This is a genomic window from Bacillus haikouensis (assembly GCF_013179555.1).
GTDB lineage: Bacteria > Bacillota > Bacilli > Bacillales > Bacillaceae_B > Rossellomorea > Rossellomorea haikouensis_A.
On the sequence record NZ_JABMCR010000219.1, the window covers coordinates 1 to 7,036 of the forward strand.

The window sequence follows — 7,036 nt, forward strand, 5'->3', positions numbered from 1 at the left end:
AGCAGCCTTGACTTCCTCAGAGACCAGGACAAACAATAACGCAAATACAAGCATATAATATATGTAATTTTTCATTTTTTTCTTGTACACACTCATCTACCCCTTTATCTTACTTTGAAGTGTTTGTACAAGTCTATGCAGGACAAGTATTAATATGAACGAAACCTGAACTTTCTCTTCCCGGCGCTGAGAAAACAAAGGATGCCTGTCCACGCTGCATTCTCCGGAAAGAAAGTTCAGGTTTCTCTCCAATAACAACAAAAAAACACGGCGGCCGCCGTGTTTTTGTTCATTCACCTGTATCCATCGTTTCCTGGAATTTTTCAAAGAACAAGTCTGCCTCGTCTTGAGCAAAATCCTCCTGAACGCTCTCCGGAAGCGGTGGCAGTTCTTCGAGGTTGTTCAGACCAAAGTAGTCGAGAAATTCCACTGTCGTCCCAAACAGATACGCCCGTCCGGTTCCTTCTGCTCTCCCGATTTCCTTCACAAGTCCCTTTGACATAAGGGTCTGAATGGGCCGTTCTGTTTTGACTCCCCTGATCTGTTCAATCTCCACCCTTGTTATCGGCTGTTTATACGCAATGATTGCCAGTGTTTCCAGTGCAGCCTGTGATAATGAGCTTACACTTGGTGACTCCACCAGCTTTTTCAGATAGTCGGCATTACACTTCTTCGTCACGAGCTGAAATGTCCCTGCGAGCTCAGTCATATAAATGCCCCGTTCATCACGATCATCATAATCTTTCTTTAGATCCTGCAGAAGCCCGCTCGCTTCCTCTTCGCTCAACTCCAGGACTGAACAGACTTGTTTTAAAGAAAGACCTTCATCTCCTGCTGCAAATAGTAAACTCTCCAAAATCCCTTTCCAATTATTGCTGCCCAACAAGACCTACCTCCTCACACGACTCAACGAAGATTTCCGTGAAATTATTTTGCTGATCCACGACAATCTGCTTTCTCTTCATTAATTCCAAAACAGCGAGAAAGGTAACAACTAAATGCTCTTTGTCATTGATGGGAAATAACGCTGTAAACGGCGTTCTTGCTTTCACCTTCTGCAAAGTGCTTACAATTTCATCCATTCTCTTCTCAATGGATATTTCCTGCCTGGTAATTCTCGTCTGAATCGGCTTCTGAATTTTCTTGCGTCTTAAAAGTTTATGAAATGCACCAAGCATATCATATAATGACACTTGAATATCTGTGTTTTTAACGTCTTCTTCCTCTGTATACTCCGTGAGATCACTTGGCGGCTTTGTAAAGACTTGGCCCCTTTCTTCCTCACGGGCTTTCAGTTCATTTGCTGCTTCTTTAAATTTTCTGTACTCTACGAGTCTTTCTACTAATTCATCCCGCGGATCTTCTTCTTCGAATTCTATGTCCTCATCCACTAATCCATCATCGTGCTTGGGAAGGAGCATCTTGCTTTTGATGGCTAGCAGCGTAGCAGCCATCACCAGATATTCACTGGCCACATCGAGCTGCAAGTCTTTCATTGTATGTACATATAATAAATACTGCTCTGTAATTTGAGCCATCGGTATATCATATATATCCACTTCTAACGAATTTATAAGATGCAAAAGAAGATCGAGTGGACCTTCGAACGCATCGATCTTTACATTGTATTCCACTTTATCACCAGTTTCTTTCCATTCATTCCTAAGAGCCGCTTTTATAAGTATAGTAGATTCAACTCTAATCTCCAATAGTAATTTTTTGAATCGCCTTACATTGTTTTGATACACTTTTTTCAGGAAAGAATATGATAAACTAGTTGAAAAGGAGGGATATCATGACTTATCCTCAGGCATACCTTCAATACCTCGTCCATTTCCATGGAAATCGCGATTATTTTGAATGCCACGAAGTGTTGGAGGAATACTGGAAAGAAGTTGATCCTGGTAATAGATCTTCACACTGGGTAGGCCTTATCCAAATAGCCGTAGGTTTGTACCATTACAGAAGAAACAATGTAAACGGGGCAAAAAGAATGCTCTCAAAATCTTTAATGAATCTGAAGCCAAATCAAACAGCACTTGACGAACTTGGATTGGACGCTTCTTCATTGTTCCGGATTCTTAATAATACCCTCAGGGACATCGAGGAACAAGTTCCTTACAAAAGCCTGGACCTTCCAATAAAAGATCCCGTCCTCTTAATCAAAGCCGCAGACTTATGCAGGAAAGAAGGATTTAAATGGTGTATGCCCAGTGACCTGTCAAATGAGCAGCTCATCCACCGTCATTCCTTACGCGATCGCACCCCGGTGATCGACGAGAGATTAAAAGCGCTAAATAAAAAGAGACTAACTTAGAATGTTGATTCCACTAGTTAGTCTCTTTTCTATAATTAAATGATATTTTCTTCGTCACATTTCTCAAAAAAAGAGGCCGTATCTGTATTCGGCTTTACCGATAACTCCGAATACATTTCTTTCAACTGTTTGATCATTGCTTTCCCAATACCTTCATGACGATGTGAAGGGTTAACCGATATATGCTGGACTTCCATCGTGCTATCTGTTTTATACACTCCGATTAAACCGACAATGTCCTCTTCTTTCCATAAAAAGAGCTGCCAATTGTCTTCCGTTTCATATTGTTTCATTGTTTGCTGAAGCTTTTTCAGATCTTTTTCATTTGGCATGAAAGATAATAGACCCATTGCAATCTTTTCAAATGCCTTTTTATACCGAATTAACATAATTACCCCTCGATTACGTTTTATACTATAATGGCGTTTATTCACATTATAGCCAAAAACAATAGTTTTTAAATCTCGATCACGAATTAAATTAATCACGTCAATAAGAAGAATGTTTTTATATCTTACTAAATTTGCTTTGTTTATTCAACCTAATTTTTACTAGTTTGCGGCCAGAACAAACCAGTAAACTATTCCTCCCAAGAGGCCAATCATCAATAATATCAAGAACAGCGGCCCATTTTTCAATTTCATGGCATTCTTCACCTTCAGTCGTTTCATTTTGATAACACTGTTATTGTATATAATATAAGCCGTGAATGAAAGTATCATATCTGGTGGTGCGGGAATATCATCTATATAATTCATGAAGTTTTGTAAAAGTGGAGTAAGCAGAGTGGCTGGCTTTCCTTCTTTTCAAACAGTTCCAATAGCAAGGGAAGAGGCTGGGACAAAATACTCTAAAGACGAACAGTGGCAGGTTACATCCTATTATACCCGCTAAAAACCGCTTTCGCTTTCAGCGGGCGGACGGTGAGCCTGCTAGTCGCTAAAGCTCCTGTATGATTCCACCTGCCTCGCTTCTCCCGCAGAATTTCTGCGTCTTGCACTCCAATCAACCGCTGGAACAAGCTAATACCTATTAAAAAATCCGAACAAATTCGAATTCTAAAGAAAGAATTTGAATTAAAGTTCGGATTTTCATTCGACTAAAACACATTTGGTACAGCCTGTTTTTCTTCTCTATATCAATGATTGGTCCAGTGTGATCAGGTCCTGGTAGGTTTCCCGGCGGACGACCAGTTTAGATTGGCCACCCTCTACGAATACGACAGGAGGACGGGGAATGCGGTTATAGTTATTTGCCATCGAGTAGCCGTATGCCCCTGTGCAGAACATAGCCAATACATCTCCAGGCTCAGATTCCTGAAGGGGAATATCCCAAATGAGCATGTCTCCCGATTCACAGCATTTACCTGCAATCGATACGGTCTCCTCCGGTTCTGCTCCCGCCTTATTGGCGATGACAGCTTCATATTTGGCTTTATATAAGGCAGGACGGATGTTATCACTCATCCCGCCATCCACAGCAAGGTATTTACGGATATTCGGCACCTCTTTATTTGATCCCACCGTATACAAGCTTGTTCCTGCATCTCCAACAAGCGAGCGACCTGGTTCTATCCAAATCTCAGGCATGTCCAGACTGACATTCGCTGCTTCCAGTTTGACTGCATTGATCATCTCCTTCACGTATTGTGATGGAGGAATAGGGTCATCCTCCTGAGTATATCGGATGCCGAATCCTCCCCCCAGGTTGATGACCCGAGGGATGAATCCATATGCCCCCTTCCAATCTGCAATGGTTTCAATGATTTTCTTTGCTGCAAGGATGAATCCCGTTGTTTCAAATATCTGTGATCCAATATGACAATGAAGACCCAGCAATTCTATGTATTCTGATTTCAGTGAATTCTTCATCGCTTCTTCAGCCTGTCCGTTTTGAAGATCAAATCCAAATTTCGAATCTTCCTGCCCTGTCAGAATATAATCATGGGTGTGTGCTTCAATGCCCGGAGTCACTCTCAATAAAATATTTATCTGCCGCTTCATATCATTGGTGATTTCCGAAATCAGCTCAAGTTCATGGAAATTATCAACGACAATACAGCCGATATTATAATTAATGGCCATCATGAGTTCTTCTCGTGACTTGTTATTCCCATTAAAGTGAATTCTTTCTGGAGGAAATTCAGCCTTCATAGCGGTATAAAGCTCTCCGCCTGATACTACATCCAGGGACAACCCTTCTTCCTTCATCAATTGGAAAATGCCAATGCTTGAAAATGCTTTGCTTGCATATGCTACTTCCGCTTTCACTCCAAGTTCCCTGAACGTCTCTTTGAAGCCCCTCGCTCTTTCTCTGATCAAGGCAACATCATAGACATATAGGGGGGTGCCGTACTGTTTGACAAGATCTGTCGTACTTACCCCGCCTATCATTAAATGTCCGTCATTATCGATTTCTGCTGAACCGTGAAGATGCATGAAACGACTCATTCCCCTCTTTGATCCTTTATTGATTAAACGTAATTTACCACAGATCAGGAGGTGTTGCAATATTCTTAAGATTTCATTGGCTGCTTATATTTATTACGCGGTTGTACGATACTTGGGCGAATCTTCGCACCCGGCATCGAACGTCTGATCAGAATCTGAATAAATGCCACCGGGCTGAAAGGGATCAGCGGCCATAAGTAAGGTGTATTAAGTGACTTGATATTTGCAATAAACAGGATATATAGTGTACACCCAATGACTAGACCTGGAATGTGGAAAAATGCCACTGCAACCAGCAGAAGCAGCCTTGCCATTTTATTGGCGACACTTAACTCATAGCTTGGTGTAGCAAAAGTTCCGATCGAGGCCACCGCTACATAAAGAATGACTTCAGGTTGAAACAAGCCGACATCAATCGCAATTTGTCCGATTAATACCGCAGCTATAAGACCCATCGCGGTCGATAGCGGTGTGGGGGTATGAATGGCGGCTATCCTGAACATCTCCACACCGATGTCAGCAATGAACAACTGAGCGATGATCGGGATGTTTGTCTGTTCATTCGGCCCGATAAATCCAATACCTTCAGGCAGCAGGGTGGGATCAAGGACAAACAAATACCAGAGGGGTAAAAGAAACAGCGACGCCAGCAACCCGAGAAACCTGGTCCATTTTACAAATGTCCCGACAGCAGGCGACTGTCTGTATTCCTCCGCATGCTGAAGATGGTGAAAATAAGTAGTCGGTGTGATGATGACACTTGGGGATGTATCAACAAAGATGAGTACATGGCCCTCCAATAAGTGAGTAGCTGCCACATCCGCCCTCTCTGTGTAGCGTACAAGGGGGTAAGGGTTATATCCCTGCTTCACAAGGAATTCTTCAACCGTTTTATCGGCCATCGTTAATCCATCGATCTTAATGGCTTTCAATTCATGTTTAATCACTTCTATCAGGCTGGGGTTTGCCACATCATCAATGTAGGCAATTGATATATCTGTTTTTGAACGCTCCCCGATTCGGAAGATTTCAAACCTCAATCTTGGGTCTCTGATTCTGCGCCTTGTCAATGCCGTGTTTATGATTATATTTTCTACAAATCCGTCCCGGGATCCCCGTACTACTTTTTCCGTATCCGGCTCCATCGGCTGCCGTCCGGGGTAGCTTCTTACATCAACGATCAGCGCTTCTGTATAACCTTCAACGACAACAGCAATCAAACCGGATAATACTTCATCTACCGCTTCCTCAATCGTATTTACAGGCTCAACTGATTGGTGGACCAACCGATTATGGACAATATCGAATAAATGGGTGGATAAGCGTTCATTATCGTTAATGCCAACAAGTTCTTCCACAAGCTCAATGATGTATCCAGCATCCGTCAACCCATTTATATAGTAAAAATGTACGTTTTTTCTAAGTATCTTTAACTTCCTGACGCCAAGATCAAAGCTCTTATTCAGACCGACGTTCTTTTGCATATATTCTTCTAACACAGCCACATCCTTGGGAATGGGTGTCTTTTTAATTTCAGGCATTATAACCGCTCCTTTCTAAGATGATTTCTACCGCTTTTTTTGTAATAGGAGCGCCATGTGAGGAGTCATCCCGTTTGGCCATCTTTCCTATATCACCGATTCCGACAATGACGGGAACGTCTAGTTCATCCAGACAATAAACAGTGTCACCGTTCATTCTCCCCATTTCAAGTTCGGGAACACCGAATTTATCCACCCCATATGGCGTTAGTTCACCAAACTTATCAATACAGACATCCACTCTTGTCCATTCTGCCTGCCGTGTTTTACTTGCCACTGCTATGATTCCGAGAACTTCAATGTCTTCGTGGTTGGCGACGTATTTTAATGCTGTTTCACCGGCACCTTCACCAATGAACCCGCTATCATCAAACATGACAAAGACAGGGTCATTCTTAGCTTTTTTTATGAGTTTCACAATTTCAGGGCCGGGGAGAATGGAAGGGTTCCCTTTAGAACTCGAAATACAGCGTCCTCCATAATCTGCCGCCACCCTCTCGATTGCTCTTTTTGCATATTCGTCACCATCCGTTATCAAAACTACTTTTCTTCTTTCACTCATAAAAAACCCCTGCCTCACACCTATTTATTGATGAACTAAGTACAGCCAATGAAATAGTGAACCGAAGATCTTACCTAATACAATGGCCATGATTAATACGACAATCTGCCCTTCAATTCCGATCCGCTTTGCAAGGATTGGAAAGACATTCAGCACTTCAGTCAAC

8 protein-coding genes are annotated in these 7,036 nt (G+C 42.2%); 1 reads left to right on the plus strand and 7 read right to left on the minus strand.

The genetic code is table 11. The annotated features are described in order from the left end of the window. Window positions 1-289 precede the first annotated feature (289 nt). Both scpB and HP456_RS17575 read right to left on the minus strand, forming a co-directional pair. Window positions 290-883, minus strand: a complete 594-nt coding sequence (scpB, locus tag HP456_RS17570) for an SMC-Scp complex subunit ScpB (RefSeq protein WP_172253513.1) — start codon at window positions 881-883, stop codon at window positions 290-292. Beyond that, entirely contained in the window at window positions 870-1,634 is a 765-nt protein-coding gene (locus HP456_RS17575) for a segregation/condensation protein A (protein ID WP_172253525.1), read from the minus strand. Before HP456_RS17575 ends, scpB begins: the two co-directional genes overlap by 14 nt. A gap of 161 nt (window positions 1,635-1,795) precedes the next feature. Between HP456_RS17575 and HP456_RS17580 the strand changes: the two genes are divergently transcribed. Next, on the plus strand, window positions 1,796-2,317 hold the full coding sequence (locus tag HP456_RS17580) for a DUF309 domain-containing protein (RefSeq protein WP_172253515.1): 522 nt from the start codon (window positions 1,796-1,798) through the stop codon (window positions 2,315-2,317). Window positions 2,318-2,352: 35 nt separating this feature from the next. On the opposite strand, the gene HP456_RS17585 is transcribed toward HP456_RS17580, so the two are convergent. From HP456_RS17585 to HP456_RS17605, 5 genes are all read right to left on the minus strand, one after another. Continuing rightward, window positions 2,353-2,706 (minus strand): GNAT family N-acetyltransferase, encoded by a 354-nt coding sequence (locus tag HP456_RS17585; protein ID WP_172253517.1) that lies wholly within the window; start codon window positions 2,704-2,706, stop codon window positions 2,353-2,355. Window positions 2,707-3,450: 744 nt separating this feature from the next. Next, window positions 3,451-4,755: a diaminopimelate decarboxylase gene (gene lysA / locus HP456_RS17590; RefSeq protein ID WP_172253527.1), complete on the minus strand. Its 1,305-nt coding sequence runs from the start codon at window positions 4,753-4,755 to the stop codon at window positions 3,451-3,453. 77 nt (window positions 4,756-4,832) lie between these two features. After that, entirely contained in the window at window positions 4,833-6,308 is a 1,476-nt protein-coding gene (locus HP456_RS17595) for a spore germination protein (protein WP_172253519.1), read from the minus strand. Beyond that, window positions 6,301-6,870 (minus strand): stage V sporulation protein SpoVABEA, encoded by a 570-nt coding sequence (spoVAEA, locus tag HP456_RS17600; RefSeq protein ID WP_172253521.1) that lies wholly within the window; start codon window positions 6,868-6,870, stop codon window positions 6,301-6,303. Before spoVAEA ends, HP456_RS17595 begins: the two co-directional genes overlap by 8 nt. Window positions 6,871-6,894: 24 nt before the next feature. Continuing rightward, window positions 6,895-7,036 (minus strand): stage V sporulation protein AB (locus HP456_RS17605; protein WP_172253523.1); only part of this gene is annotated, 142 nt, incomplete at its 5' end.

Coding starts and splice junctions, on each gene's coding strand:
- HP456_RS17580 (WP_172253515.1), top strand. CDS start 1,796: ATGACTTATCCTCAGGCATACCTTCAATACCTCGTCCATTTCCATGGA.
- HP456_RS17585 (WP_172253517.1), bottom strand. CDS start 2,706: ATGTTAATTCGGTATAAAAAGGCATTTGAAAAGATTGCAATGGGTCTA.
- lysA (WP_172253527.1), bottom strand. CDS start 4,755: ATGCATCTTCACGGTTCAGCAGAAATCGATAATGACGGACATTTAATG.
- HP456_RS17595 (WP_172253519.1), bottom strand. CDS start 6,308: ATGCCTGAAATTAAAAAGACACCCATTCCCAAGGATGTGGCTGTGTTA.
- spoVAEA (WP_172253521.1), bottom strand. CDS start 6,870: ATGAGTGAAAGAAGAAAAGTAGTTTTGATAACGGATGGTGACGAATAT.